Raw genomic sequence first — 25150 nt, 5'->3', positions numbered from 1 at the left:
ATTCAAAAAAAAGAATTAAATTCCGACCCTACACCGGGGCTTTTTCGAGAAAGAAGCCAAACTTAGTGCCCTCTAGATATACGCTTTCCACGTGAATCGACTCGTTATGAGCCTCCAAGATATGCTTCACGATTGCAAGTCCAAGTCCGCTACCGCCTTCGCGGCGATTTCGGCTGGATTCGACGCGGTAAAACCTTTCAAAAATACGAGGAAGAGCCTCCGGCTTGATTCCCATCCCATTGTCCTCGACCTCGATTAAAACTTTGCTTTTTAAAACGGTCGTACGGACACTAATTTGAGGTTTTTGGCGATTTGCGTAATGAATCGCATTGGAGATTAAATTGATCAGCACCTGCTCGATTTTTTGCTTATCGGCGAGCACATAGACCTGGGGTAAGGCTCCTGTAATACTTAATTTCGCATTGCGCGACTGGGCATCTAAATCAAGCATATCAAAGACTTCACGCGTTAAGCTATGGATTTCAAATTTAGACACCTTTAACTTTATCTCTCCCGCCTCAAAACGGTTAATCATGTCTAAATCATTCACAATGGTCAAGAGTCGCTCTACTGATTTCCCTACACGGGTTAAATACTTATCGCGAATACTTAAGTTCTCTACGGCACCATCAATCAAGGTCTCAATGTATCCTTGAATAGAGAATAGCGGGGTCTTAAGTTCGTGCGAAACATTTCCGATATATTCCTTTCGGTAGGTTTCCATCTCGTTAATCATATCGAGTTCACTCGCGCTGCGATTGAGCTTTTCCGAAAGCTCTTTAAATCCAATGTTATTTGGATCGGCAAAAAAATCCTTCGGAAGCTCTGTGGCCATTTTTTGAATTTGCTTCCGAGAATAGTAACGAACCAAATAATCCACACCTACATAGGTGATAAAGAATATGAGCAAAATACTGATAATAAAAAGCAGAATATTATCGTTAGGACCATCATAGGCACCTTTATAGTAATCATACATCAGCACGATAGCCGTAATAGCTAACGTCATGAAAAGGGCCGCGATGGAGGAGAGACGGTTCAAAACAGAAGTTGAAATTTAAATTAGACCACTAACTTATATCCAATTCCTTTTAGGGTTTGGATACGGCGGTCACCTAATTTTTCGCGTAGTCGGCGAATGTGCACATCAATAGTACGTTCCCCAACGATCACATCATTTCCCCAAACTTTCTCCAATATTTCTTCTCGCTTAAAAACCTTTTGTGTGTTAGAAGCCAGAAGGTATAGCAGATCAAATTCTTTCTTAGGGAGTAGAAATACTCTTCCTTCTTGCGTGACTCGGAAGTTATCCTTGTCAATAATTAAATCCCCTACTTCCAGTACATTATTCACCTCCTCACTTTTGCTTGTGAGTTGCAAAAGAGCATTAATTTTTGAAATAAGAATCTTTGGTTTTATGACTTTGACGACATAATCGTTTGCGCCAGCTTGGTAACCTGCTAGTTGGGAGAACTCCTCTCCTCGTGCTGACAAAAATACAATTAAGGTCGACTCTAATGATTTGATTTTTCGAAGTTCTTGGCAGGTTTCGATCCCGTCTTTCTCCGGCATCATCACGTCAAGTAAAATTAAATCTGGATTAATTTCCCGCGCCTTTTCAATCCCTTCGGTACCGTTATCGCAAGCAAAGACCTCGAAGCCTTCCTTTTCTAAATTATACGATAGAATTTCCAAAATATCGTGCTCGTCGTCAATTAAAAGAATTTTTTTTCGGCTCATTTTTAAAGCGGTGATGTATTAAAGAGGTAAAGTTAGCTAATTTCATTGAGTTGGGACACTGGCCTCGCCGTGTGTTTACAGAAACTTAACATTGCCCTAAATCTCGTAAAGGTTTATTAAAGATTATTTAAACATTCGTAAACCGCCTCAGACCTCCAAGTTGAGTTCCTTTGTGGCGAATTATAACAGAAACGAAAAGCAATGAAAAGAAGTACAATAAGTATCGCGGCGTTTTTTCTATCCGCCTCCTTTACTTACGGGTTTGCACAAACCCAGGACACAATCAGAACCGAAAAGAAAATTGAAGGGGTTGTGATCCGTGGAACCACGAACAAAGGCGCAGAAGCAAACCTTATTCAAACCCAACGACGCTCTTTAGAAGTCATCGAACGTGTAGGCTCCCTACAATTAGAGAAACAAGGAATTGGGGATGTTTCCCTTGCGGTAACCAAAGCAACAGGAACTCAAAAACAACAAGGATCTGGACAGATCTTCATCCGTGGACTAGGAGACCGTAGCAATGCAACGACCATCAACGGACTTTCGATTCCTTCAAACGATCCCTCTTTCAAAAACATCGATTTGAGCATTTTGAAAACGGACATGATTGATTACCTTTCCCTAGACAAGGTCTATCATCCGAAACTTTGGGGCGATGTCTCTGGAGCCACTGTCGATATAGTATCTAAAATTCATACGGGAAAACCTTATTTTAAAGTAAGCCTTTCCAGCTCTGCAAACCTCTCAACGCTTAAGCAAAATACATTCTACAAAGCACAAGGACTTAATTTCTTTGGCTGGAATGGCGCGACCAAGCCTACTGATAATGCTGTTTTAGCCCAAGGATTTGCCTTTACAAAAGGAACTCAAAACCAGGAAACCTTCACCCCTATCAATTCCTCATTGGCTGTCGACTTTGGTCGCAACTTCAAAATAGGATCAGAGGGCAGACTTTCCGTCTTTGGATATGGTGCTTTTGAAAATGATCATCAATATGCTCAAGGTACTTTCGGAGGCTCATACGATAGTGGCACTTCCTCCAACAAACTTTACTCTCGAAGCGAAGAATTCAAATATACGACAAACACTACGGGCCTTATCAATTTGAACTACCGTATGAATTCGAGAAACTCTGTTAATTTCACAGGGAATTACATCCACACAACAGACCAAAAATTAGGATTCTATGAAGGACACAACCGAGATTTCTTGGACGATCCTTCCGAAACCACAGGCTATACGCAGATGCGTCGTGCGGCTACGAAAGTCAACGACCTTCTTGTTCTCCAACTTAGAGGCGAGCATGCGCTAGCAGACGATTTAAAATTGAATTGGAATTTAGGATATAACAACCTAGACAGTAAACATCCAGACCGTCAACAAAACGTATCTGTATTTGATCGCGCAAGCTCCCAAAGCTATTTCGCGAGTAGTAACCCAGGTGTAAATCACCGATACTTTGACTCCTTAATTCAGTCTGACTACGTTGGAAACCTATCACTTGACTACCAGCTTAGCGACAGAGCAAAGGTATCCTTAGGATACAATACAAAATATCAGGACAGTGATTTCCAAGCTACGCAGTACAACTTCCGAGTGAAGCTTGCACCTTTCAACTACTATGTTGACCCTGGCAATTACGACTCGTTTTTCAATCTAGGGAATTACCAGACTGGCGCTTATTTTGACATTGTTACCTTTAGGGGAGACATCCTACACAATGGGCAGGCGGCTCTTATTCCTCAGTTTTACCAATCAGAAGTATTCAACAATGCTGGATATGCCAATTTAGACTATGAAATAAGTGATCGTTTCACTGGACAATTGGGAGTTAGAGTGGATCACCTGGACCAGCACATGGTTTACAACACCGCAATCTTTTCCAACGGAGGTGAAGTTCAAAAAAACTACACAAAAATCTTACCTGCACTTAACTTAAAGTATGTCCTAAACGATACGCAGAACTTACGATTTTCCGCTTCCAAAACCTACACATCCCCACTATTGCTGGAACTAGCCCCGTTTGAATATGAAGACATTGACGATTCTAGCTATGGAAATATCGATCTCTATCCTTCTGACAATTACAACGTGGATTTGAAATGGGAAATGTTTCCTAAGAAAAGTGAGTTAATTTCAATTACTGCTTTTGCGAAACTCATTCAAAATCCAATTGCGAGAGTGACGGTAGCCTCTTCGGCGAACTTATCCTCTTTTGTTAACGTAGGAGATACGGGGAAAATCTTCGGTTCCGAAGTAGAAATCCGTAAGGATTTGTATGAAAGAAATGGAACGAGGTTGTATGCTTTTGCCAATGCCACCTACCTCCACACCACGCAAGATCTTGATGCGGCCAAAGTGAGCAGGGAAAACACAACTGTTGCCGTGAACTTCATTAAAGACCAAGACAACATGACCGGCGCTTCTGATTTCCTTGCCAACGTAAATCTAGGATGGCAACAAAAAGGAAACCGTGGTGAAACTCTTGACTTTGTAGTATCCTACTCTCATATTTCTGACAATGTCTACGCTTTAGGTTATGAAGGACTTGGAAACCAAATCGACAAGTCAATCAATACTCTGGATGCGGTCGCTAAAATTAAATTCAACAATGGAATTGGATTAACCTTTAGTGGGAAAAACCTATTAAACCCTACTTTCTCGAGAATCCAAAGAAACACGACGGTAGACCACACCATCCGAGAGTTCAAAACAGGAATTTCTCTAGGCGCAGGCGTTTCTTATGAATTCTAACCCCCCTTTAATACAATCAATCAAACAAATAATTAATAAATCAAAATTTTAAAGTAATGAAAAAAAATCAACTAAAAGTATGGACCCTTGGCGCACTAATTGCCTCAGGTCTTGCCCTTCAATCTTGTGACAATTCAAACGATCCCGTAATTGCTCCCCCAACAGGGATTGCAACGAATCCAAGTGACTTTAAAGGAGAAGTTAAATCAGGAGAAACAGTAACGCTAGACGCTAGCCAAACCTATACAATTACAGGAGCTATTCACGTAAAAGAAGGTGGAAAACTTGTCATTCCTGCAGGAACTCAATTCAATGCAACCGCTGGAACTGCAGCATACCTAACCGTTGAGCAAGGAGGACAGATTTTCGCAAACGGTACAGCGACACAACCGATTGTCTTCACGTCAAGTGCAAAAACACCAGGAAGCTGGGGAGGTATCGTTTTAAGCGGCAGAGCACCAATCAACAAAGGAACTATAGCGACGGCAGAAGTTGGAAATACACAGTACGGAGGAACCAATGCTTCGGATAACTCAGGTTCATTGACCTATGTGAGAATCGAATATGCAGGAGCTTTATTTACCGCTGAAAAAGAATTTAACGGACTTTCTCTTTTCGGAGTAGGTAACGGAACCAAAATTGACAACGTATCTTTAATCAACGGATCTGATGATGGAATCGAATTCTTCGGAGGAACTGTGAATGTATCGAATATTGTCTCTGTTTACAACGAGGACGATGCCTTTGACTGGACAGAAGGATGGAACGGTACTGCTACGGGGATCTATACCAAAAGAAGAGCAGATAAAATCGGAAACCGTGGGATTGAAGCGGACAACAATTCTAACAACAACGATGCGGATCCAAGATCAAATCCTACTATCAAAAATGCAACCTTTATTGGATTTGCAGGAGTTGGAGAATCTGATGGAATTAAATTAAGAGTAGGTAGCCATGGAACCTTTGACAACATCGTACTAGACGGATGGAGCACAGGATTCAACTTTGAACACGACTCTACCTTAAGTCATTTCCTAGGAGGTAGCAAAATTACCAACGTAAAATATGTGAACATTGGAAAAGAAGCTTCTGCTAAAACTTCACTTGGAATATCTATGGACATTCCTGCATTAACCATTGGCGTGAACGCAAGCGCAACGGGCGCAGGTGCAGGTTCTGCAACACCAACTTGGGCTACCGGTTGGTCTGGACTTTAATCAAACTGTTATAATTCAAATGGTTTAGCCGTTGGAGCAATCTGGCGGCTTTTTTTGTGCCTTTGGATAAAGGCTCAATTTAAAGCCAAAACAAATAGGGAAAACCCTTTCGATCTTCCCTCCATTCTAAACTTAAAAAAGAATTCTCTTTAAAGCTAGTCTTCGTCCGAATACTGCTCCAAAAAATAGGAAAACTCGAAGTCATCTACTTCCTCCTCCAGATCTTCAAGCGTCTCAATAAGCCCTTCAAACGTCTCAAGCTGATCCACACTCATGTTGACAAACTCAATATGAAGAGGAAGCTTTACCTCGCTTGAAATGGAATCGTGGAGTGCATCTAAATTGTCCCCAAAATAATCTGGAAGAGTTAGTTTTTCCTTCAATTGACTATAGAATTCACTTTCTTCTCCAATGATGCTGAAGTCGATAAAGACTTGGTTTGTGTCCATAACTTAAAAAAGATTTTTGGCTTATTGTTTTTGAAATGATCTGTAATGGTCTTTGCTTAACCAAACCTCTCCTTTCTTGGTAAAGACAATCCGATCCTTCCCTCTTTGGCCACAGTTGTAGTTTACATCTGCTTCCATGTAGGTATTTTCAATCGGCAAGAGTTTTTCGCGGTTGCCAAATATGTCTCCTCCGATGGCCTGTCCAGGTAAAATTTCACAAAGGTTTCCCTCGCTGGCAATCCACCCTTTATGTTTTGCTTGCGATTTCGTAAGATAATAAGAGGGCAGCTGCCCATTTTCTTTCACATAAGAAATCACTAGGTCTTGCCGGGTTAATTCCTTTATGTCCTCGTTGGATTTTAAAACGACATCCTTATTTTCCATCGCGCTTTGAACGGGTTCAATTTGCTGTGGGCTTGCGTCCGGCACAATTATCGTCCCACTACTTTGGCCTGTAAGATCTCGAAAATCTCCAGAATTAATAAAAAACAGGGCGATGAACATGGTCATGGCTCCGATAAAGAAAAAAAGTATTTTTTTATTTCGATCTGATTTCATTTGTCAATTTATTTTAATCTCTCCACTGTTCCGGGATATCGCAAACAGGAATTGGATTCATTTTATGTTGCGCTTGAGAATTCATGCGCTTAAAAATCTGGTAGACTTCGAGCATTCGTCCCTGATAATCGTCTTGCGACTTTTCTCCCCATTCTTTTTGAATGGCTTCAAGCTCCTTGTAAGTAGCTCCAATTTGGTCCTCATCGGTACGCTCCACGTCCCATAGCCCATCAGTGGGAATGGCATTTTGAATTGAATCTACCAAATCCAATTCTCGCGCCAAGTTGTAGACTTCTGTTTTATAAAGATCTCCTATGGGAGAGACATCCACACCTCCATCTCCGTATTTGGTATAAAAACCGATGCCAAAATCTTCCACTTTGTTTCCTGTACCACAGACGAGCAACCCTTGAGTTTGTCCATAATAATAAAGCGTTAGCATTCTTAACCTCGATCGGGTATTGGCTAAGGCTAGGCGGTTGTCGCTTACCGGAAGATTCGATTCAAGCGTGCCCTCCAAATTCTCAAAGGGATCGGTTAAGTCCACTTTCAAAGCTTGCACATGACTATATTTCTTCTTTAAATCTTCTATATGCTCCCAAGCTCGGTTCACCTCAGACTCTTTCTGACGAATGGGAATTTCTAAAAGCAAAAGTTCAAGTCCCGTTCTTGCGCATAGTGCAGAAACTACGGCGGAGTCCACTCCCCCTGAAATACCAACCACATAGCCTTTCACACCCGCATTATGAGCGTACTCTTTTAGCCAGTCCACGATCCGATTAATTATTTTTTCGCTTTGCATCTTTTTTATTTGAACTTCGAACCTTGCAACGAGGCAAGTCCTTTTATTTTACTTAATTTTGTAAATTATATTACGTGGTAAAGATAACAAATGACATGCAGAGATTGGGTGGGATGTCTTATTTTTTTAATCAGAAATTTTGAATCTCTTGATTCTCATTTTGATTAAACAATGGACAGAAATAAAAAATCCACATTTCCCAAGCAAGCCCACTTACTCTCACTAATCCCTAAGCAAATGCTTAGCAGAGAATTTTAATAAAATGAAAAAGACGCAAATCACACTTGATGTAGAACTAGACGAAAACAACGTGCCAGAATCCATCTTATGGAATGCCCAAGACGGCGGAGTTGAAAAACAGCCAACCAAAGCGACAATGATCTCAGTTTGGGACGATCGTACGATGGAGGCTTTGCGGATCGATCTGTGGACGAAAGACATGCCGCTTGATCAAATGAAGATGTTTATCCATCAGGTTCTAATTTCACTTGCTAGTACGTATTCGAGAGCTTCTGGTGAGGAAGACGTAGCCGCATGGATGGAAGAAATGGCCGAAGAATTCGCCAACAAATCAGCAATTAAAATGTAAAGAACGATGAAATTTAATACCAAAGTTATTCATGGCGGTCAACAGCATGAACCGCATACCGGGTCGGTAAATGTACCCGTTTTCTTAACCTCCACTTTTGCCCAGGAAACTCCTGGAAAATTAAAAGCAGGATATGAATACTCACGAGGCGCAAATCCCACAAGACAGGCCTTAGAAGATTCTCTTGCAAGCATTGAAAATGGCCACACGGGTCTAGCCTTCGGTTCAGGACTTGCTGCCATCGATGCCGTGTTAAAACTTTTAAATCCAGGCGATCACATTGTGGCTGTGGATGATTTATACGGCGGCACTTATCGATTGTTCACAAAATTGTTTTCTAAATACCAACTAGAGTTTTCTTTTGTAAGCTTCGAGAACGCAGAGAATTTAGACTCAGTGATTCAAGAAAACACAAAGCTTGTTTGGCTCGAGACTCCCACCAATCCGCTAATGAAGTTAGTGGACATTAAAAAAGTGGCAGCTCTTGTGAAAGGCAAAAATATTTTGGTAGCCGTGGACAATACCTTTGCTACGCCTTACATTCAGCGCCCACTTGATCTGGGTGCCGACATTGTAATGCATTCGGCTACCAAGTATCTAGGAGGGCACTCCGATGTGATCGCTGGAGCCTTAATTACCAAGACCAAAGAGCTTGGAGAAGAACTGCATTTCATCCAATTTGCAAGCGGAGGAATTTTAGGACCTCACGATTCCTATTTAGTTTTGCGAGGAATCAAAACGCTTTCCCTTAGAATGGAACGTCATAGCGAAAACGGAATGAAAGTCGCCGAATTCTTAGCGCAGCATCCCAAAGTAGACAAGGTATTTTACCCCGGACTGAAATCAAATCCTCAGTACGATCTTGCTCAAAATCAAATGAATGGTTTTGGCGGAATGGTCTCCTTTACTTTTAAATCCAATGACAAACAGCAGGCTGTGAAATTTTTAGAATCTATCAAGGTTTTCACCCTAGCAGAAAGTCTTGGCGGTGTGGAATCTCTAGCCAACCACCCTAGCACCATGACCCATGCCTCGATTCCTGCAGAAAAAAGACAAGAATTAGGTATTACAGACGATCTCGTGCGACTAAGTGTCGGTATTGAAGATGCAGATGATTTGCTAAGCGACTTAGAAAACGCTTTATCCTTTTAAAGTAAAAAGAACGGCCTTGCCGTTCTTTTTTGATCTAATTTTAGTACCATGACAGACTTTACTCAATATTTAGAGAACTATATTTCTTTAACCTCCAGTGAAAATTGGCAGCAACAACTCCTTCTTTCTAAACAAAAAACGCTAGACTTGCTTAGTCCACTTTCCGACCAGCAGGCCCTGTTTCAATACCAAGATGGCAAATGGAGTATCAAAGAAGTCTTGCAACATCTTATCGATGCCGAAAGGATTTTCCTTTACCGTGCCCTACGCTTTTCACGTAAGGATACGCAGCCACTGCAAGGATGGGACGAGGAACTTTATGCCCAAAATGCGGCGGCAAATGCTCGCCCTCTCTCTGAGATGCTAGAAGAATTTAAGTGTGTACGAAAATCTACTTTCCTATTTTTTCAAGCACTCCCAAAAGAGAGTCTGCATTTTTCCGGCGTAGCAAACGGCCACGAAATCCAAGTCGAACAACTTGGCAAACTCTTGTTAGGCCATCATTTGCATCATCATGAAATTCTTAAAACTCGCTATTTTCAAAAGGCACCATGGAACAAGTAATTGAGGTTTTAAATAACGACGGGGTCATTCTTTACCCCACCGATACAATTTGGGGTTTAGGCTGCAAAGCTACTAGTCTAGAAGCCATTCTTCGCATCTACGAGATTAAGTCTAGAGAAAAGAGCAAATCCATGATCATCCTAGTGGAAAACGAGAAAAGATTGATGGACCTCGTGGAAGTACCCTCCATTGCTTGGGAACTCATCGATCTTGCGGAGAAACCACTGACCCTAGTCTACGACCAGCCGAAGGGCCTTCCAAAAGAGCTTTTGGCACCCGACGGGAGCATAGGTATTCGCTTAACCAAAGAGCCCTATTTGAAAAAACTAATCTCAAAAATAAATTGCCCTTTGGTTTCCACTTCAGCCAATTTAAGTGGCGACAAAAGTCCTCTGCAGTTTTCGGACATCCATAAAGACATTGTCTCTAATGTTGACTTTGTTGTCAATCAGGACCAAGATCGCGTTTCTACGTTTTCAGGTTCTTCCATCATTCGCATTTGGAGTGACAATCGAATCCACGTGATACGTGAGTAATTTTCTAAAGGATTCGTATCTTTGCCAGGAAGGGAACTTTGCCACACCTGGAGCACCCATTGTCCTTACTAAATCCAAGGATTTTTGTCAATATGAAACTCAATTTAGTACAAAATAAAAATTTCAAGCTTTTCAAAACGATCTCGCAAATCGCCGAGCAACGGGGCCAATCCGCCTATATTGTGGGAGGCTATGTGCGTGATCTTTTATTAAAAAGAGACACACCTACAGATATTGATTTTGTCACGGAAGGCTCTGGTTTAGAACTTGCCACGGCCGTGGCATCGGAACTTGGACCCAATCTAAAGGTTTCACTTTTTAAAACCTATGGAACGGCTATGTTCAAGCACAAGGGGCTTGAACTTGAATTTGTTGGCGCAAGAAAGGAAAGTTATACGGAAAACAGCCGCAATCCTAATGTCGAATCTGGCAGTTTAAAAGACGATCAGATGCGTCGCGACTTCACCATCAATGCCATGGCGATCTCGCTTAATCCTGAGTCTTTCGGAGAGCTCATTGATCCATTCTTTGGCATTGAAGATCTTGAAAACAAAATCCTTCGAACCCCTTTAGAACCTGAGCAAACCTATAGTGACGACCCCCTTCGAATGATGCGTGCGCTCCGATTTGCTTCTACCTTGAATTTCACGATAGAACCCAAATCCCTAGCCGCCATTACGACGCAAGCAGAGCGAATAAAAATTGTCTCCATGGAAAGGGTCATGGTGGAATTCAATAAAATAATGCTTTCACAGAAACCGTCCCTTGGCCTACGCCTTATGGAAGAAACGGGTTTATTAAACCTAATTATTCCCGAACTTGTTGCGCTAAAAGGAGTAGAAGAAATTGAGGGACAAACCCATAAAGACAACTTCTACCATACCCTTGAGGTAGTGGACAACATTTCCTTGTTCACAGAGAATTTATATTTGCGCTATGCCGCTCTTTTCCACGATGTGGGAAAAGCACCCACTAAAAAATTCGTCGATGGAATAGGCTGGACTTTTCATGGCCATGAATACCTAGGTTCAAAAATGGTAAGAACGCTCTTTCAAAGACTTAAACTTCCACTAGGTTCAGACATGAAATATGTGCAAAAACTTGTCAAACTATCCTCTCGACCTATTTCACTGGTTACCGACGATACTTCTGACAGTGCCCTTAGACGTTTGCTATTTGATGCGGGGGAAGATATGGAGGATCTATTCACTTTATGCAAAGCCGATATCACCACCAAAAATTCAAAAAAACAGCGTAACTTTAAAAAGAATTTTGATTACGTGGCTAGCAAAATCAAGGAAGTCGAAGAGAAAGATCAGATTCGAAATTTTCAACCTCCTGTTTCTGGAGAAGAAATCATGGCACTTTTCAATCTATCCCCCGGACGTGAAATTGGAATCCTAAAGGAGAAAGTCAAAGAAGCTATTTTAGAGGGTGAAATTGAAAATGAAAAATCCCAGGCGATTTCCTATGTGATTAAGGAAGCTGAAAAACTAAATGTAAAACAGAAATAAAACAAACAAAACCACCAAATCATTTGATTCTGGTGGTTTTGTTGTTCTTCTTTATACTTCTTAAAATTGATATTCAACCCCTAGCATGTAGGAACGAGGAAGCGTCGTGTAGCCTGCAACGTCCGTGTAGGACTTATTAAAAAGATTTCCAATATTTAAATTCGCTTGTAAGGCCTTCGTGATCTTCTGATTCGCGCTTAAGCGAAACACGTGGTAGCTTTCCAAATTCACATCTTTCACACTTGCACTTTGATCATCCCAGTAGGAGTCACTGCGGGAGGAAACGAATTGATGCGAGAGAGCTAGTGAAGTGCTTTCAAAAGGATCGTACTGGATATAGGAATTTACCCTCTGTTTAGGTTGACGCAAACGAGTAAGCTCATTTTCTTTCTCAACAAAACTGAAATTGGCACCTAGTCTCCATTTCTGTTGCCATTTGGTGTCAAATCCCAATTCAAATCCGTTCACTTTGTTTTCATTCACATTAATAAATTGTCCTGTGAAATCAGGATTGTTCACGTAGGCGAAAACATCTTGTTCGTTTCGCATAAAGAAAGATCCGTTTAATACAAGAGACTGGTCCTTGCGACCTACACTAAAATTCACCTCGTGCGTGGAATTGGTTTCCGGTACGAGTTCTTTGTTTTCTACTGTATAGGGTAAGCTTCCATAAAATTGGTAGAGCGTAGGTGCAATGAATGCAGTGGCGTAAGAATATCCTATTTTATAATAGTTTGAACCAAATTCTTTGAGGACAAATGGATTTACACTGTATACCAAATGATTTCCAAATTCAGAATGGTGGGTGTTTCGGGCGCCTAGGTCCAAATGGAACAACCCCCAGTTTAAATTGGCATTGGCAAAGACATCAAAATTCGAAACCTTCGTTTCTTTCAAAACAAGGACGTCTTCCATCGATTCTCCACCCCAAGGAAGAGCTTTGGATCCCATTTTCTGAGTCTCGTAGGAAACTCCTGCACTTAGAGAAATGTGCTGATTAAATGTATAGTGATTTAAAAGTTCTACAAAGCTATTCTCACCCTTGTAAAAATACTCATCACGGTAGTGGTCCGAATTCCAATTCTGAATTGTTCTTTCAGAGCCAGACAAACGTGAATTGAGCACGAGTTGTCCACCTTTGTATTTGTAATACCCTCCAACACCCACGAATTGTTGGGAGTCGTCTCCTCTTCCTTTACCGTCCGAAAAGGCCCCCTGATCATCCTCGTGGAAATGATGAGACATATTGCCTTGCGCATAGAATCCAAAAGAATCTCTGTCATAGCCGATTCGAGCCCCCAGACTTTGTCTTTCGCTTCCATCTTTATCAAACCCCTCTCCTTTTGCAGAAGAAAGTCCGTCCTGTTTCTCATTTGTTCCATTCAGATTGTAGCTCCAAGCCCCTAGTTTCCCACGAAGAGCTAGCTGTTGACCAAAATGACCAAATGAACCTCCTTTTAAACCTGCGACTCCCTGCAGTTTTTTCTGAGCGCTTTCAAGCGTTCGAATATTAATAACCGATACGGTCGCATTCGATCCATACAGAACGGAAGAAGACCCGTTAAGAACTTCGATACTTTCTATGGTCTCCAAAGGAATCAGACGAAGATCCGTAGCGGTATAGTCGTTTCCTGTCACATCTTTTAGGGGTACTCCATCGATTAGGATGAGTACATTGGCAAGTTTACCTCCTCGCACTTTTGGGAATTTGGGTTCTTGCGAGTTGTTCGAGGCACCAGTGAGTTGAATGCCGCTCACACTTTGAAGTACCTCGCCTAAGTCACTTCCCTTAAAGCGCTGTAAATCTTGGGAAGTTAAAAGCATCACGTTCTTACCGGTAGCATAAAGTTGCTGCTTCTGTTTACCTGCAATTGTTACCTCTTGAATTTCGCCAATTGCGGGTTGTTGTTGGGCATGCACTACTGATTGTACGACAAGCAGCGCTCCAACAAAAATTAATCGTTTTCTCATAATTGAAAAATTTTGGTTAAAGTTTACTTACCGGAAAAAATAAAGTCTAAGTCCTTTGCCGTAATGCAAGGGATATTCAGGCTTTTCCTCCGAAAGCGTTAATAATTCGAGTGCTCTTAGATAGGTTTCCTGACTTTCACATTTTTAGGCCTTCTCCTTACGGGATGTAAAAATGGCTCTTCTAAAAATTAGACGACGGTGATTTACAGTTGCGGGGACAGTTGGTGAATTGCACACCATTCCCTGTTCTAGGAACGAGGCGAAGATACGAATAAAGAAAGAGTCTTACTTTAAAAAATTATAGGAAGCTGGAGTCAAATGAAAACGGAAGCAAATCCCGAATGGAGCGTGTTTTGCAGACCTCTCCAGTAGTGGACGCAAAATACACTTCAATCTCTTGTCCCTGCTTGCTTTCATATTCAAGAATGCTTTGTCGACAAGCGCCGCATGGAGGGGCAAGTACAGGATTCTCTACAGACCTTTCTGGACCGCCGATGACAAACAATTTAAGAATTCTTTCACTCGGATAGTTTGCCGAAGTCCAAAAGATGGCTGTACGTTCTGCACAAAGGCCAGAGGGATACGCAGCATTCTCTTGGTTATTCCCCAAAACAATCTCTCCATTTTCGAGTAAAAGTGCACAGCCCACTAGGAATTTAGAATAAGGGGCATACGCGTTTTTGCGAGCTTTTTGGGCCGCTTCGTAAAGTTTCTGTTCCATCGCATCTAGCTGCTCAACGGAATCGAAATATTCATAGTCGATGGTCAATTCTTTGTTCATCTAAAACATCTATAAAGTGGGAGTAAATGTAGGACTTTTTCTTGGAGAGTAAAGCCCAAGCCTAGGTTAATGAACGAAAAAAGGTTAATTTTACCTCTTATACAATCAAAAAATAGTACGAATGAAACTTTTCACTCCCTTAAAGCTACGAAATTTAGAATTGGAAAATCGCTGGGTGATGTCTCCCATGTGCATGTACAGTTGTGAGCATGGAATGCCCAATGATTTCCATTTTGTTCATTATGGATCTAGAGCCATGGGAGGTACAGGACTTTTAATTATGGAGGCGACCGGCGTTTTACCAGAAGGTAGGATAACTCATAAATGCCTTGGGCTTTGGAACGATAAGCAAAAAGTAGAGCTAGAAAAAATCGTTTCTTTTATTCATAAAAATTCGAATTCAAAAGTAGGCATCCAACTTGCGCATGCGGGAAGAAAAGCCTCCACTTGGGAAGGTGTTCAATTGCCTGCTTCCGAGGGCTGGATTCCCGTCGCACCTTCTCAAATCCCCTACAAAGACTCGGAACAGATTCCACACGAATTAAATGAACAGGAGATCAAAGAGATCGTTCAGGCCTTTAAAAATGCAGCAGAGCGTGCGCTTGACGCGGGGTTTGACCTTCTTGAAATTCACGGTGCTCATGGATATTTGATTCATCAATTCCTCTCTCCTTTGTCCAATCAAAGATCGGATCTGTACGGTGGCTCCTTTGAGAACCGGATTCGTTTTCTACTTGAAATTATAGACCAAATCACTCCTTTGCTAGATCAGAAGCATCCCCTTCTTGTTCGGCTATCTGCGGATGAATATGCGCAAGAGGGTTGGGATGTATCGCAAAGCATTGCCCTTTCCAAAATTCTGAAATCGAAAGGGGTGGATTTAATTGATGTCTCAAGTGGTGGGAATATTCAGGGGGCTAGAATTTCCGTATTTGATTCTTACCAGGTACCCTTTGCAGAAGCCATTCGAAGTGAGGCATCGATTAAAACAGGAGCCGTGGGACTTATTCACAATGCATTGCAAGCAGAAGAGATTTTAATCCAAGACAAAGCAGACCTTATTTTTGTAGGTCGAGAAATCCTTCGAAACCCATATCTCGCAAGCCAAACGGCCATGGAGTACAATGAAAACTGCAGTTTTCCAGTGCAATACGAACGAGCTAAACGAGGATGAAATTAGAAGATTTTTTCTGGAGTTGTCCCTATAAAACTTACCTAGGCATTGAGTGCTATGGGTGTGGAGCGCAGACTGCCCTTGCTTTACTTTGGAAAGGAGAATTTGCCGAATCGTTTCGCACCTATCCCGCGCTCCCCACTCTACTACTACTTGGACTCGTGTTTCTTTTCTTTGTCATAACAAAAAAGAGGAAGCTACAAAACTTGCTGCTTCCCCTTGTGATCCTTAATGTGGTCCTTATTCTAGGCTCTTATTACCTACTCTAAGTTTACGATTTAAACTTACTTATGACCTCTAATGTTTTTTCAAGTTCTTGTTCTTTTATTGCATCGGAAATAAACCAAGTTTCAAAACCACTCGGTGGTAAATAAATACCGTGGCTCAATAAATGGTGAAAGAATTCATTGAACATCTCGTGATTCGCTTGAGCCGCCTGATCGAAATCTTTCACCTCTGAGGTTTCGAAGAACAAAGACATCATAGAGCCTTTGCGGTTGATCAGATGAGAGATCCCTTTTTCATTTAAAATAATGGAAATTTCACGGTCTAAAATTTCAGCTGTACGGTTAATTCTTGTATAAAACTTCTCGTCTCCTAGAATTTGTTCTAAAGTCACTAGCCCGGCTCTCATCGCTAAAGGGTTCCCACTCAACGTACCGGCCTGATAAACGGCACCCTTAGGTGCAAGATGATCCATAATTTTATTCGGCCCTGCGAAAGCGCCCACCGGCATTCCTCCTCCTATTACTTTTCCAAACGTGACGAGGTCTGCACGAACACCAAAAACCTGTTGCGCTCCCCCGAAAGCAAGACGAAAGCCTGTCATTACTTCATCAAAAATCAAAAGTGCACCGTGTTGGTCGCATAGGTCTCTAAGGGCTTGCAAGAAATTGTCTTCGGGTAGAACACATCCCATATTCCCCGCTACCGGTTCAATAATGATTGCGGCAATATCGCTTCCTTCTTTTTCAAAAAGTGACTTTACGCCCTCTAAGTCATTATACTTTGCAAGTAGAGTGTCTTTCGCTGTTCCTTTCGTCACTCCTGGAGAATTCGGATTCCCGAAGGTCGCAGCTCCACTTCCTGCTTTAATTAGGAACGAATCCGAATGACCGTGGTAACATCCTTCAAATTTTACAATTTTATCTCTCCCAGTACATCCTCGAGCTAACCTCACGGCGCTCATGCAAGCCTCAGTCCCTGAAGAAACCATACGAACTTGGTCTATATTGGGTACTTTGGAGACGATCAATTTCGCGATTTGAGTTTCAAGTTCGGTGGGAGTACCAAACGAAAAACCACTTTCAGCCTGCTGTTGAATCGCTTCTAAAACTTTAGGATGTGTATGCCCTAGAATTGCGGGCCCCCAAGAATTAATATAATCAATATATACTCGGTTGTCTTCGTCAGTTAAATAGGCTCCCTTCGCCGACTTCATAAACACGGGTACTCCCCCTACGGATTTGAAGGCACGTACGGGTGAATTCACCCCGCCAGGAATGTATTTTTTCGCCTCATCGAAGAGTTCTGAACTTCTTTGGTATACCATAATAAATCAATTTAAGAACGAAAAAATCTCTTCGTTCAAGGTGTGCAAATTTACGAAATTAGAAGGAGACTTAGCGTCTCGGCTTGCGCTTTTGGAGATAAATCAGCTGGCCTACACGGGGCTGTTCGCCGTAAGACATTCGATTTTTAGAATAAAGTTGGGAGAGCTTCACGCCAAATTTCTGAGCGATGTCATGCATGGTTTCACCTACTTGTACCTCGTAGGTTGCAACTAGGGCTTTGGAAGATTTGGCTTCTAGGAACAAAACATCGTTTTTCTGTAGCTCTGGACCAGAAAGCTCGTTCCATTTCATAATCTGCTTCTCTCCAATATTAAATTTATTGCTGATAAATGCAACGGTAGTGGTGGCAGGAATGATAACAAATTTCTTTCGAGAATTGGGATGGGTTTTAATGAGAATTCCTTGAAGGAGTTCCGCTTCCGAACGCAACTGCTGAACATCCTCCACTCTTTGCGCATAAGAAACTTGCTTATAAGGAACAGTTAAGGTGACAGGTTCCGTTTTCGCATTGGTTTGATCTAATTGCGCCATGAAAATCTTATCCTCCCGCAGTTCCGGATATAGCTTTAGAAGTGTAAAGTAAGTCTCTTTCGAACTTGTACGATCGAATTCGTACAGTTTTAATTTTTCAATCTTATCAATTAAAATATAAGCATACATAGGATTCGTTGCGTACCCTGCTTTTTTAAGTCCATGGGCCCATGCTTTGTAATCTTGCATGTCTAGCGTGAAAAGATTCTGATAGTATTTTCGAAACCGTAAAAATTTAGAATGATCTTCGTAGGATTCACGCGGATCTTCATACACTCGAAAGCATTCATTGGGCGCATCGTCCGTATGGGACATGGTTTTCCCAGTCCACTCTTCCTTGCATTTAATTCCAAAATGATTGTTGCCCATTTGCGCGAGACGGCTCTGGCCTCCTCCGGTTTCTAATAGACCTTGAGCTAAGGTTATTGACGCGGGAATTTGGTACTTCTCCATTTCCTCCACCGCATAGGGTGCGAATTTTTGGATGTATTGATCTTCTGTCTTCCAACTTTGACCATTCAAAAATGTAATTATTAAAAGCGTAAAAGCAACCAAGCTCTTTTTCATGTCTTATCTATTTAAACTAAATTAGTTTTGCTCTAATTCTCTACAGGTTGAATTAACACTCTGCCCTTTGATTGCAAAAATTCATTTGCGCCTGCAATTCCTTGCAGACCACCCGTGTGAATGGCTAAGATCCTGGTTCCTTTTGGGAAATAATCTTTCTCGATTAACCCGAGTAAACTCTGCATCATCTTCCCCATATAAAGAGGGTCTATCGCCACCGAAAACTGACTCGAAAATGCATTCACAAACTCAATGAGTTCGACCGACATTTTTCCATATCCGGCTTCCGCCGCCTCGATCAATTCAAAATTCTCTCGTCCTGAAAGACGACTAATAATCGCATCCAAGCTTCCATCCTTAACGACCTTAAACCCTAGGATTTTCTGATTTGGACCCGCAAATTTGGAAAGCCCTGCAAGGGTTCCCCCCGTGCCTACGGGCGCACAAATATAATCAAAACTTTGAGTTTCAACCCCTAGAACATGTTTAAAGCCTTCCACTGCCAATTCACTCGTGCCTCCTTCCGGGATTAAAATTGCATCTTTCGCTAGGGCTTTCACAAGTTGCACAATTTGTCCTTTCTCTCGGTAAACCTCTCTCGAAACAAAACTAAATTCCATTCCATTTTGGTGGGCAAAACGAAGAGTGGGATTTTGCATCCAACTGTCTTTTAACTCCTCTCCACGCACAATTCCATGGGTGGCAAAACCAAAGCGTTTTCCCATCGCAGAAATTGCGGCAATATGATTGGAATAAGCACCTCCAAAGGTATAGATTACCGGTTTTTTTGTTTCATTTTCCAGTAAAGTTTTGATGGGATAGAAAAGTTTCCAGAATTTATTCCCCGAAATCTCAGGATCTATCTGATCCTCTCTTTTCAAAAAGAGGCGCACCTCCTTTTTTATCGGAAGCTCAACAATAGGAGCGGTATTCAATGGCAGTTCCATATAGGTTTCAAAATTAAAACATTTCCCGCAACTTCGTCCTATTTTGCCAGCCGAATTCAATAGCCCCCGCGCACAAAGCCTCTATTGGGTAGCAAACAAAAATTTAATAAAACTAAATAGAGCCTTCTATTTTATGCTAAGATTTTAATATCTTCGCCATCAAAACGACGCGAGGTGGGCGAAAAAGAGCAAATCTTTTCCAAATTAATAAAAGATAATCAAGGTTTGATTATCAAAGTCTCACGCCTCTATACAAACTCTTTGGAAGACGAAGAAGACCTTTTCCAAGAAATTGTGTTACAATTATGGAGAAGCTACGACACATTTAAAGGACAAAGTAAAATTTCGACATGGATGTATCGCGTCGCACTGAATACCGCTATTACGCTATTTCGAAAGAAAACAAAATCGCCGAAAACAGATGAACTCATGGAATACCACCAAAGAGATTATCTGGAAGAAGACAACGATGAGAAACAATCTCAGATAGCCCTACTCTACAAAGTAATTAAATTACTTCCAAGAGTAGAACGAGCCATCGTTGTCATGTACTTGGACGATCAGCCCTACCGAGAAATTGCAGAAACGTTAGGTATCTCCGAAGTAAACGCTCGGGTCAAAATGAACCGTCTAAAAAAGACACTTAAAGAATTGATGGAAAAGCATGCCTGAATTTGATCTTGATAGCCTGAAAGAGCAGTGGCAAACACAGCCACTTACTCAAAAATACGGAGCGCCAGAAATCCTTGAAATGCTCAATAAGAAGTCACGTAATTATGTGAAATACATTTATTATATAAGCATCGCAGAGTTCACCCTTTTTATTGCCATCGCTTTGTATTACATCCTAAGTGGAGACGATTTGGGTGATTTCATGAAAACCATTGGGAAATTAGGAATTGAAAATCCCGATCAGTACCGCGAAATATTCTCGGTGTTGTATACGGTAATGAAAGTGTCAAGTCTCCTCGTGAGCAGCCTGTTTGTGGTGCGCTTCTACAGGGCATACAAAAAAATCAAAGTTGAGGAAAATCTAAAAAAATTCATACTACAAATTGTAGCATTTCGAAAAACAGTGAATTTATTTATACTGGTAAACATTTTATTAATCGTCCTGTTTATTGGAATGATTATTACTTTCCTCTTTGCTCTTTTATACCAAGAAAACGTTCAAATAGACAGTCCGACTCTTTATGGACTTGCTACAGGTATGATCGTCTCAACGATCCTGAGTGTGGTTCTAATCTGGGGGTACTACCGTCTGGTTTATGGCATATTAATAGGTCGCTTAGGTAGAAACTTAAAACAACTTCAGCAGATTGAAAATACAAACGAAAATTAAAATAGGCGTACTTTAAAAAGTACGCCTATTTTAATTTCGCATAAGATGCTTTTCTTTGTTAGAAAGCAGAATGCTACAATTCCTTTCTTAATCTAGCTACGGGAATACTTAACTGTTCACGATATTTAGCAATCGTTCTACGAGCAATATTATACCCCTTTTCTTTTAACAAACCGACCAGCGCATCGTCCGTATAAGGCTTTCTTTTGTTTTCATTATCAATCACTTCCTGCAAGTGCATCTTTATCTCTTTGGTAGAAACCTCTTCACCATCGTCGTTGGTTAACGAATCTGAGAAAAGATCTTTTAGATAGACAATACCATTGGGCGTATCTGCATATTTACTTTTCACAACCCGCGAAATGGTCGATATATCAAACCCAGTGATGTCAGCGACATCTTTCAGAATCATGGGTTTAAGGGATTTATCATCTCCAGTCAAAAAGTATTCCTTCTGCAATTTCACAATCGCAGTAATGGTTTGAAGCAGTGTATTCTGCCTTTGGTTAATAGCATCAATATACCATTTTGCAGCGTCTAGCTTTTGTTTAATAAACAGTGCTGCTTGCTTGTGCTCACTCGAAGTTTTGTCATGGGAATACGTAGAGAGAATCTCCTTGTATTCATCAGAAACCCTTAGAGTAGGTGCATTTTTGCTATTAAGCAAAGGAACTACTTCGAATTTTCCTTTGGCTAGTTCCTTGATTTGAATTACAAAATCCGGAATGATTTCCTGGTTGATTGTGATTGTTTGGGTATCAAAATTCCCACCAACTTTGGGAGAAAGTTTTGATATTTCCTCTAACGCATCTTTGAGATCCTCCTCTTCCACATCGTACTTCTGCATGATCTTGCTATAGTGCTTATTGGTCAGAGCATCAAATTGATTGCGAAGGATATTTGCAGCTAAACTAACAGACTTATCGCGTGTGACTTTCTTTTCAATTTGAAGCAGAAGACATTCCTGCAGGCTTCTTGCCGCCACTCCCGGAGGATCTAGTTTTTGCAAATAGTTCTCCAGGATATTTTCAACCTCTTCTTTGGTCGTGTAGATCCCTTGAGAAAAAGCCAGATCGTCTACAATCGCCTTAATTTCACGTCTTAAATAGCCGTCTGTATCTAGGTTGCCAATTATATATTCCCCTATTTTTAGTTCATTTTCTCCGATATTAATTAGGCGAATCTGTTCGATCAAGTAATCGTACAGGGTCTGCCCTTCCGTGAGAAGACTTTCATTGTCAAATTCTTCGTCATCCGCTGAATAATTGCTTGAAGCGGTTTTATAGGAGGGTTCATCGTCGAAAAGATATTCATTCACATCAAAATCCGTATCGATTGTCTCGGTCCCTTCCTCTTCATACTCCGCACCGTCCTCAAAATCGTCCCCTTCCTTTTCCTCTTCACTCGTCCTTTCAAGGGCAGGATTTTCCTCCAACTCTCGCTCCAACTCTTCTTCAAATTCAAGTGTATGAAGCTGAATCAGTTTCATCAATTGAATCTGTTGAGGAGCCAGTTTCTGGCCTAGTTTAAGTTGTAAATTTTGTTTTAACATATATCAGTTCAAGCTACAAAAATAACGGCTATTCTATCGGGGGATTCTATAGGCTTTCCGAAATATTTTATATAATTATTAAAATTCTGCGCTTTTTGGGGTCCTAGGGAACGGAATCACATCTCTAATATTGGTCATTCCGGTCACAAATAGAACGAGTCTTTCAAGACCCAATCCAAATCCAGCGTGGGGAACGGATCCAAACTTTCGAGTATCTAAATACCAATAAAGCTCCTGCTGATCCACTTCCATTTCCTCCATCTTTTTCTTAAGCACTTCAAGACGTTCTTCTCTTTGGGATCCCCCAATGATTTCGCCTATGCCTGGGAATAGAACATCCATTGCAGCCACCGTTTTCTCCTCTTCATTCAGGCGCATATAGAACGCTTTGATTTCTTTCGGATAATCGAAAAGGACTACTGGGCATCCAAAATGCTTTTCCACTAGGAATCGTTCGTGCTCACTTTTTAAATCGGCACCCCAACCCTCGACCGGGTATTGGAATTTACCCTTCTTATTTTCTTTTGAGTTTAGTAGAATTTCAATGGCCTCTGTGTAGGAAACCCTTTTAAATCTCTTCTCAATTACATTTTCTAATTTTTCAATGAGTCCTTCCTTTGCACGGTCCTTCTCAGGCTTTTGCTTTTGCTCCTCTGAAAAACGTTTGTCTAGAAAAGCTAAGTCTTCCTTGCAGTTCTCTAATACGTACTTGATTACATATTTCAGGAAATCTTCGGCTAAATCAATGTTGTCCTCAAGATTGTTGAATGCAACCTCTGGTTCCACCATCCAGAATTCCGCTAAATGCCGAGTTGTATTGGAGTTTTCAGCCCTAAAAGTAGGTCCAAAAGTGTAAACACGGCCCAGCCCCATCATCGCTGTTTCTGCCTCAAGTTGACCCGAAACCGTCAGTGAAGTCTTGCGACCAAAAAAGTCTTGTTCAAAATCGACTTGTCCTGCATCGTCTTTTGGAAGGTCGTTTAAATCTAGCGCCGTGACGCCAAACATTTCTCCCGCACCTTCTGCGTCTGCTCCCGTAATTATAGGCGTATTAATATAACTAAACTGATTTCTATTGAAATACTCATGTATAGCAAAGCTCACTGCACTTCTTACTCTGAATACTGCGCTAAACAAATTGGTTCTAAATCGCAAATGCGCTTCTTCCCTTAATTTCTCAAGAGAGTGTTTTTTGGGCTGTAGGATCGTCTTTTGCAATTCCTCATAGAAATTGTCGCCTAAAATTTCAATTTTTTTTGCGATGATCTCAACGTTTTGACCGGCTCCTTGGCTTTCCACCACTTCACCTGTGATCTTTAGAGAAGATCCAATATTAATTTTCTTGATTAAATCTTCGCTGAACCCGAGTTCTGGATTCACTACGATTTGCAAATTGTTGAGTGTCGAACCGTCATTCAATGCGATAAAACGATTAGAACGAAAAGCTTTAACCCATCCGTACACGGTAAGGTCATGATGAAGTACTTTCTTGTACTCTTGTAGAATGTCGTTTAGGGTACTCTTTTTCATAGATACATCTGTTGAGGACAAAGATAATAAAAATTGGCTTAATTTTTGATAGCGCAAAAATAAATCCATCGTGAAAAAAGAATATTTTTCCGAATGAATTGGACTTACTGCCTACTAAAAACCACCAAAGTCCTATATTTTTCGAAACTTGTAAAAGCTCCAAAGTTTTCGTTTTTGAAGATATTCCCTATCGTGCTCCATAGCGTACGCTTCTCTTTCAAAAGAAATACGCCTATACGCTTGAGGACCATTTTTCAATTTATAAAACCAATAATAGTATTCAATCACATACCATAGGTAAAAAAAAACGACCAGAAGTTCAAGTTGTTGCCGCAGATGAATTCGTTCATGATTAAGCAACACAGAATCTTCTAAATCCTGTTTAGAGCGCAAAATCACAAATGGAAATAGCGTGATGCCATTTATTTTCGTATTTTTGAGAAGTATTGAACAGACCACAACCATAGTTCAAAACTAATCAAAAAAAATGTAGTTTAAAATTTAACTTATGTCTCGTCTACCTATCAAAGAAAATGAAGACTATTATTATAACGAGCAAGGATACAGAGTTTTTACGGAAAACTACCATTTGAAAAGAGGGTTTTGTTGTAAAAACGGATGCAAGCATTGCCCCTATGGCTACGACAAGAAAACGGATACCTTTAAAAAAAACCAAGATAAAAACAAATCAAAATGAAAAAATACACGTTCCTTTTATTCATAGCGGCGAGTTTAGTTGTGGCCTCTTGTAGCCCCTTCCAAGTTCGCTCTGATTATGCAGAAACTACCAATTTCAATCAATACCGTACTTACCAACTTCGGATTCAAGATTTGAAATTAAATGACATTGACAAAGACCGAGTTTTGAATGAAATCTCGAAGCAACTTCAAACCAAAGGACTTACACCTTCACAAAATCCTGAACTTATCATAAATGTAAAGGCAAGGCATAAAAATGTAAATGACATCCACACTTCAAACCCTTACGGCCTATACGGTTGGGGTAGCCCTTGGGGCTGGGGCTTTGGAATGCAAAGAACTTGGAGCACCAATTACAACCGCGGGGGCCTTGTCATTGATCTAATCGATGCAAAAACCCAGAGATTGGTTTGGCAAGGAATCGGCGACGGAATCTCCGTGGATTCTCCAAAACAAAAGCAAAAACAGATCCCACAAATCATCGAAGAAATGATGGCAAATTATCCGCCGAAAGCAAATTAATCCACTGTCTATCTACTATACAATCAACGAGACTAAATGCCTCGTTGATTTTTTTTACGCGATATTTAAACAATCGAGCGAAGGA

26 protein-coding genes and 1 riboswitch are annotated in these 25150 nt (G+C 41.0%); of the genes, 13 read left to right on the top strand and 13 right to left on the bottom strand.

Features of this window, described 5'->3' with window-relative positions; all coding sequences use genetic code 11:
• Positions 1–28: 28 nt before the first annotated feature.
• Together ACX3PU_RS08060 and ACX3PU_RS08055 are read right to left on the bottom strand one after the other, a co-directional pair.
• On the bottom strand, positions 29–1009 hold the full coding sequence (locus ACX3PU_RS08060; protein WP_459084612.1) for a sensor histidine kinase: 981 nt from the start codon (positions 1007–1009) through the stop codon (positions 29–31).
• Positions 1010–1062: 53 nt separating this feature from the next.
• Positions 1063–1740: a response regulator transcription factor gene (locus tag ACX3PU_RS08055; RefSeq protein ID WP_459084487.1), complete on the bottom strand. Its 678-nt coding sequence runs from the start codon at positions 1738–1740 to the stop codon at positions 1063–1065.
• Between the two features lie 201 nt (positions 1741–1941).
• On the opposite strand from ACX3PU_RS08055, the gene ACX3PU_RS08050 reads away from it, so the two are divergent.
• Both ACX3PU_RS08050 and ACX3PU_RS08045 read left to right on the top strand, forming a co-directional pair.
• The gene (locus tag ACX3PU_RS08050) at positions 1942–4494 is read left to right on the top strand and encodes a TonB-dependent receptor domain-containing protein (protein WP_459084485.1); all 2553 of its coding nucleotides are present in this window, start codon (positions 1942–1944) and stop codon (positions 4492–4494) included.
• Between the two features lie 56 nt (positions 4495–4550).
• Positions 4551–5711: a hypothetical protein gene (locus ACX3PU_RS08045; protein WP_459084484.1), complete on the top strand. Its 1161-nt coding sequence runs from the start codon at positions 4551–4553 to the stop codon at positions 5709–5711.
• A gap of 155 nt (positions 5712–5866) precedes the next feature.
• Here ACX3PU_RS08045 and ACX3PU_RS08040 read toward each other — a convergent pair whose 3' ends face one another.
• The 3 genes from ACX3PU_RS08040 to nadE are packed head-to-tail and all read right to left on the bottom strand — an operon-like array spanning position 5867 to position 7520.
• The gene (locus ACX3PU_RS08040; RefSeq protein WP_459084483.1) at positions 5867–6160 is read right to left on the bottom strand and encodes a barstar family protein; all 294 of its coding nucleotides are present in this window, start codon (positions 6158–6160) and stop codon (positions 5867–5869) included.
• A gap of 21 nt (positions 6161–6181) precedes the next feature.
• Positions 6182–6718: a ribonuclease domain-containing protein gene (locus ACX3PU_RS08035; protein ID WP_459084482.1), complete on the bottom strand. Its 537-nt coding sequence runs from the start codon at positions 6716–6718 to the stop codon at positions 6182–6184.
• 13 nt (positions 6719–6731) lie between these two features.
• Entirely contained in the window at positions 6732–7520 is a 789-nt protein-coding gene (gene nadE, locus ACX3PU_RS08030; RefSeq protein WP_459084481.1) for an NAD(+) synthase, read from the bottom strand.
• Between the two features lie 262 nt (positions 7521–7782).
• Between nadE and gldC the strand changes: the two genes are divergently transcribed.
• From gldC to ACX3PU_RS08005, 5 genes are all read left to right on the top strand, one after another.
• The gene (gldC, locus tag ACX3PU_RS08025) at positions 7783–8109 is read left to right on the top strand and encodes a gliding motility protein GldC (protein WP_459084480.1); all 327 of its coding nucleotides are present in this window, start codon (positions 7783–7785) and stop codon (positions 8107–8109) included.
• A 6-nt stretch (positions 8110–8115) separates the two neighbouring features.
• Positions 8116–9261 (top strand): cystathionine gamma-synthase, encoded by a 1146-nt coding sequence (locus tag ACX3PU_RS08020; RefSeq protein WP_459084479.1) that lies wholly within the window; start codon positions 8116–8118, stop codon positions 9259–9261.
• A 48-nt stretch (positions 9262–9309) separates the two neighbouring features.
• Positions 9310–9825, top strand: coding sequence for a DinB family protein (locus tag ACX3PU_RS08015; RefSeq protein ID WP_459084478.1), 516 nt, complete (start codon positions 9310–9312; stop codon positions 9823–9825).
• Positions 9813–10361, top strand: a complete 549-nt coding sequence (locus tag ACX3PU_RS08010; protein ID WP_459084477.1) for an L-threonylcarbamoyladenylate synthase — start codon at positions 9813–9815, stop codon at positions 10359–10361. The genes ACX3PU_RS08015 and ACX3PU_RS08010 overlap by 13 nt, the downstream gene beginning before the upstream one ends.
• Before the next feature lie 92 nt (positions 10362–10453).
• On the top strand, positions 10454–11875 hold the full coding sequence (locus ACX3PU_RS08005; protein ID WP_459084476.1) for a CCA tRNA nucleotidyltransferase: 1422 nt from the start codon (positions 10454–10456) through the stop codon (positions 11873–11875).
• 60 nt (positions 11876–11935) lie between these two features.
• Here ACX3PU_RS08005 and ACX3PU_RS08000 read toward each other — a convergent pair whose 3' ends face one another.
• Together ACX3PU_RS08000 and cdd are read right to left on the bottom strand one after the other, a co-directional pair.
• Positions 11936–13846, bottom strand: coding sequence for a TonB-dependent receptor (locus tag ACX3PU_RS08000; protein WP_459084475.1), 1911 nt, complete (start codon positions 13844–13846; stop codon positions 11936–11938).
• Between the two features lie 102 nt (positions 13847–13948).
• Positions 13949–14138, bottom strand: a riboswitch (cobalamin riboswitch).
• A gap of 6 nt (positions 14139–14144) precedes the next feature.
• On the bottom strand, positions 14145–14627 hold the full coding sequence (cdd, locus tag ACX3PU_RS07995; RefSeq protein ID WP_459084474.1) for a cytidine deaminase: 483 nt from the start codon (positions 14625–14627) through the stop codon (positions 14145–14147).
• A gap of 121 nt (positions 14628–14748) precedes the next feature.
• Here cdd and namA point away from each other — a divergent pair, with 121 nt between their 5' ends.
• The gene (namA, locus tag ACX3PU_RS07990) at positions 14749–15801 is read left to right on the top strand and encodes an NADPH dehydrogenase NamA (RefSeq protein WP_459084473.1); all 1053 of its coding nucleotides are present in this window, start codon (positions 14749–14751) and stop codon (positions 15799–15801) included.
• Positions 15798–16070 (top strand): DUF2752 domain-containing protein, encoded by a 273-nt coding sequence (locus ACX3PU_RS07985; protein ID WP_459084472.1) that lies wholly within the window; start codon positions 15798–15800, stop codon positions 16068–16070. The genes namA and ACX3PU_RS07985 overlap by 4 nt, the downstream gene beginning before the upstream one ends.
• 2 nt (positions 16071–16072) lie before the next feature.
• On the opposite strand, the gene hemL is transcribed toward ACX3PU_RS07985, so the two are convergent.
• The 3 genes from hemL to ACX3PU_RS07970 form a co-directional block, all read right to left on the bottom strand.
• Positions 16073–17353, bottom strand: coding sequence for a glutamate-1-semialdehyde 2,1-aminomutase (gene hemL / locus ACX3PU_RS07980; protein WP_459084470.1), 1281 nt, complete (start codon positions 17351–17353; stop codon positions 16073–16075).
• 70 nt (positions 17354–17423) lie between these two features.
• The gene (locus tag ACX3PU_RS07975) at positions 17424–18473 is read right to left on the bottom strand and encodes a glucosaminidase domain-containing protein (protein WP_459084469.1); all 1050 of its coding nucleotides are present in this window, start codon (positions 18471–18473) and stop codon (positions 17424–17426) included.
• 32 nt (positions 18474–18505) lie between these two features.
• Positions 18506–19420 (bottom strand): 1-aminocyclopropane-1-carboxylate deaminase/D-cysteine desulfhydrase, encoded by a 915-nt coding sequence (locus ACX3PU_RS07970; protein ID WP_459084467.1) that lies wholly within the window; start codon positions 19418–19420, stop codon positions 18506–18508.
• Between the two features lie 174 nt (positions 19421–19594).
• Between ACX3PU_RS07970 and ACX3PU_RS07965 the strand changes: the two genes are divergently transcribed.
• Positions 19595–20092, top strand: a complete 498-nt coding sequence (locus ACX3PU_RS07965) for an RNA polymerase sigma factor (protein ID WP_459084466.1) — start codon at positions 19595–19597, stop codon at positions 20090–20092.
• Positions 20085–20762, top strand: coding sequence for a beta-carotene 15,15'-monooxygenase (locus ACX3PU_RS07960; RefSeq protein ID WP_459084465.1), 678 nt, complete (start codon positions 20085–20087; stop codon positions 20760–20762). The genes ACX3PU_RS07965 and ACX3PU_RS07960 overlap by 8 nt, the downstream gene beginning before the upstream one ends.
• Positions 20763–20835: 73 nt before the next feature.
• On the opposite strand, the gene rpoN is transcribed toward ACX3PU_RS07960, so the two are convergent.
• The 3 genes from rpoN to ACX3PU_RS07945 form a co-directional block, all read right to left on the bottom strand.
• Positions 20836–22314 (bottom strand): RNA polymerase factor sigma-54, encoded by a 1479-nt coding sequence (rpoN, locus tag ACX3PU_RS07955; protein WP_459084464.1) that lies wholly within the window; start codon positions 22312–22314, stop codon positions 20836–20838.
• 78 nt (positions 22315–22392) lie between these two features.
• Complete coding sequence (gene asnS / locus ACX3PU_RS07950; RefSeq protein ID WP_459084463.1) at positions 22393–23844, bottom strand: asparagine--tRNA ligase; 1452 nt, start codon at positions 23842–23844, stop codon at positions 22393–22395.
• 132 nt (positions 23845–23976) lie between these two features.
• Complete coding sequence (locus ACX3PU_RS07945) at positions 23977–24309, bottom strand: hypothetical protein (protein ID WP_459084462.1); 333 nt, start codon at positions 24307–24309, stop codon at positions 23977–23979.
• Between the two features lie 43 nt (positions 24310–24352).
• Here ACX3PU_RS07945 and ACX3PU_RS07940 point away from each other — a divergent pair, with 43 nt between their 5' ends.
• Positions 24353–24541: a DUF5522 domain-containing protein gene (locus tag ACX3PU_RS07940; RefSeq protein WP_459084461.1), complete on the top strand. Its 189-nt coding sequence runs from the start codon at positions 24353–24355 to the stop codon at positions 24539–24541.
• On the top strand, positions 24538–25065 hold the full coding sequence (locus ACX3PU_RS07935) for a DUF4136 domain-containing protein (protein ID WP_459084460.1): 528 nt from the start codon (positions 24538–24540) through the stop codon (positions 25063–25065). The genes ACX3PU_RS07940 and ACX3PU_RS07935 overlap by 4 nt, the downstream gene beginning before the upstream one ends.
• Positions 25066–25150: the final 85 nt, after the last annotated feature.

The organism is Chryseobacterium sp. A301 (assembly GCF_054489425.1).
This window is presented reverse-complemented; position numbering and strand designations above follow the sequence as displayed.

What these genes read in the sequence shown, in the direction of transcription:
- ACX3PU_RS08040 (WP_459084483.1), bottom strand. Translation starts at nt 6,160, where the DNA reads ATGGACACAAACCAAGTCTTTATCGACTTCAGCATCATTGGAGAAGAA.
- ACX3PU_RS07970 (WP_459084467.1), bottom strand. Translation starts at nt 19,420, where the DNA reads ATGGAACTGCCATTGAATACCGCTCCTATTGTTGAGCTTCCGATAAAA.
- hemL (WP_459084470.1), bottom strand. Translation starts at nt 17,353, where the DNA reads ATGGTATACCAAAGAAGTTCAGAACTCTTCGATGAGGCGAAAAAATAC.
- ACX3PU_RS08045 (WP_459084484.1), top strand. Translation starts at nt 4,551, where the DNA reads ATGAAAAAAAATCAACTAAAAGTATGGACCCTTGGCGCACTAATTGCC.
- gldC (WP_459084480.1), top strand. Translation starts at nt 7,783, where the DNA reads ATGAAAAAGACGCAAATCACACTTGATGTAGAACTAGACGAAAACAAC.
- ACX3PU_RS07935 (WP_459084460.1), top strand. Translation starts at nt 24,538, where the DNA reads ATGAAAAAATACACGTTCCTTTTATTCATAGCGGCGAGTTTAGTTGTG.
- ACX3PU_RS08055 (WP_459084487.1), bottom strand. Translation starts at nt 1,740, where the DNA reads ATGAGCCGAAAAAAAATTCTTTTAATTGACGACGAGCACGATATTTTG.
- ACX3PU_RS08010 (WP_459084477.1), top strand. Translation starts at nt 9,813, where the DNA reads ATGGAACAAGTAATTGAGGTTTTAAATAACGACGGGGTCATTCTTTAC.
- ACX3PU_RS08015 (WP_459084478.1), top strand. Translation starts at nt 9,310, where the DNA reads ATGACAGACTTTACTCAATATTTAGAGAACTATATTTCTTTAACCTCC.
- ACX3PU_RS07975 (WP_459084469.1), bottom strand. Translation starts at nt 18,473, where the DNA reads ATGAAAAAGAGCTTGGTTGCTTTTACGCTTTTAATAATTACATTTTTG.
- ACX3PU_RS07940 (WP_459084461.1), top strand. Translation starts at nt 24,353, where the DNA reads ATGTCTCGTCTACCTATCAAAGAAAATGAAGACTATTATTATAACGAG.
- ACX3PU_RS07985 (WP_459084472.1), top strand. Translation starts at nt 15,798, where the DNA reads ATGAAATTAGAAGATTTTTTCTGGAGTTGTCCCTATAAAACTTACCTA.
- ACX3PU_RS08005 (WP_459084476.1), top strand. Translation starts at nt 10,454, where the DNA reads ATGAAACTCAATTTAGTACAAAATAAAAATTTCAAGCTTTTCAAAACG.
- ACX3PU_RS08035 (WP_459084482.1), bottom strand. Translation starts at nt 6,718, where the DNA reads ATGAAATCAGATCGAAATAAAAAAATACTTTTTTTCTTTATCGGAGCC.
- asnS (WP_459084463.1), bottom strand. Translation starts at nt 23,844, where the DNA reads ATGAAAAAGAGTACCCTAAACGACATTCTACAAGAGTACAAGAAAGTA.
- ACX3PU_RS07945 (WP_459084462.1), bottom strand. Translation starts at nt 24,309, where the DNA reads ATGGTTGTGGTCTGTTCAATACTTCTCAAAAATACGAAAATAAATGGC.
- ACX3PU_RS08020 (WP_459084479.1), top strand. Translation starts at nt 8,116, where the DNA reads ATGAAATTTAATACCAAAGTTATTCATGGCGGTCAACAGCATGAACCG.
- ACX3PU_RS08000 (WP_459084475.1), bottom strand. Translation starts at nt 13,846, where the DNA reads ATGAGAAAACGATTAATTTTTGTTGGAGCGCTGCTTGTCGTACAATCA.
- rpoN (WP_459084464.1), bottom strand. Translation starts at nt 22,314, where the DNA reads ATGTTAAAACAAAATTTACAACTTAAACTAGGCCAGAAACTGGCTCCT.
- ACX3PU_RS07960 (WP_459084465.1), top strand. Translation starts at nt 20,085, where the DNA reads ATGCCTGAATTTGATCTTGATAGCCTGAAAGAGCAGTGGCAAACACAG.
- ACX3PU_RS08060 (WP_459084612.1), bottom strand. Translation starts at nt 1,009, where the DNA reads ATGACGTTAGCTATTACGGCTATCGTGCTGATGTATGATTACTATAAA.
- ACX3PU_RS08050 (WP_459084485.1), top strand. Translation starts at nt 1,942, where the DNA reads ATGAAAAGAAGTACAATAAGTATCGCGGCGTTTTTTCTATCCGCCTCC.
- nadE (WP_459084481.1), bottom strand. Translation starts at nt 7,520, where the DNA reads ATGCAAAGCGAAAAAATAATTAATCGGATCGTGGACTGGCTAAAAGAG.
- cdd (WP_459084474.1), bottom strand. Translation starts at nt 14,627, where the DNA reads ATGAACAAAGAATTGACCATCGACTATGAATATTTCGATTCCGTTGAG.
- namA (WP_459084473.1), top strand. Translation starts at nt 14,749, where the DNA reads ATGAAACTTTTCACTCCCTTAAAGCTACGAAATTTAGAATTGGAAAAT.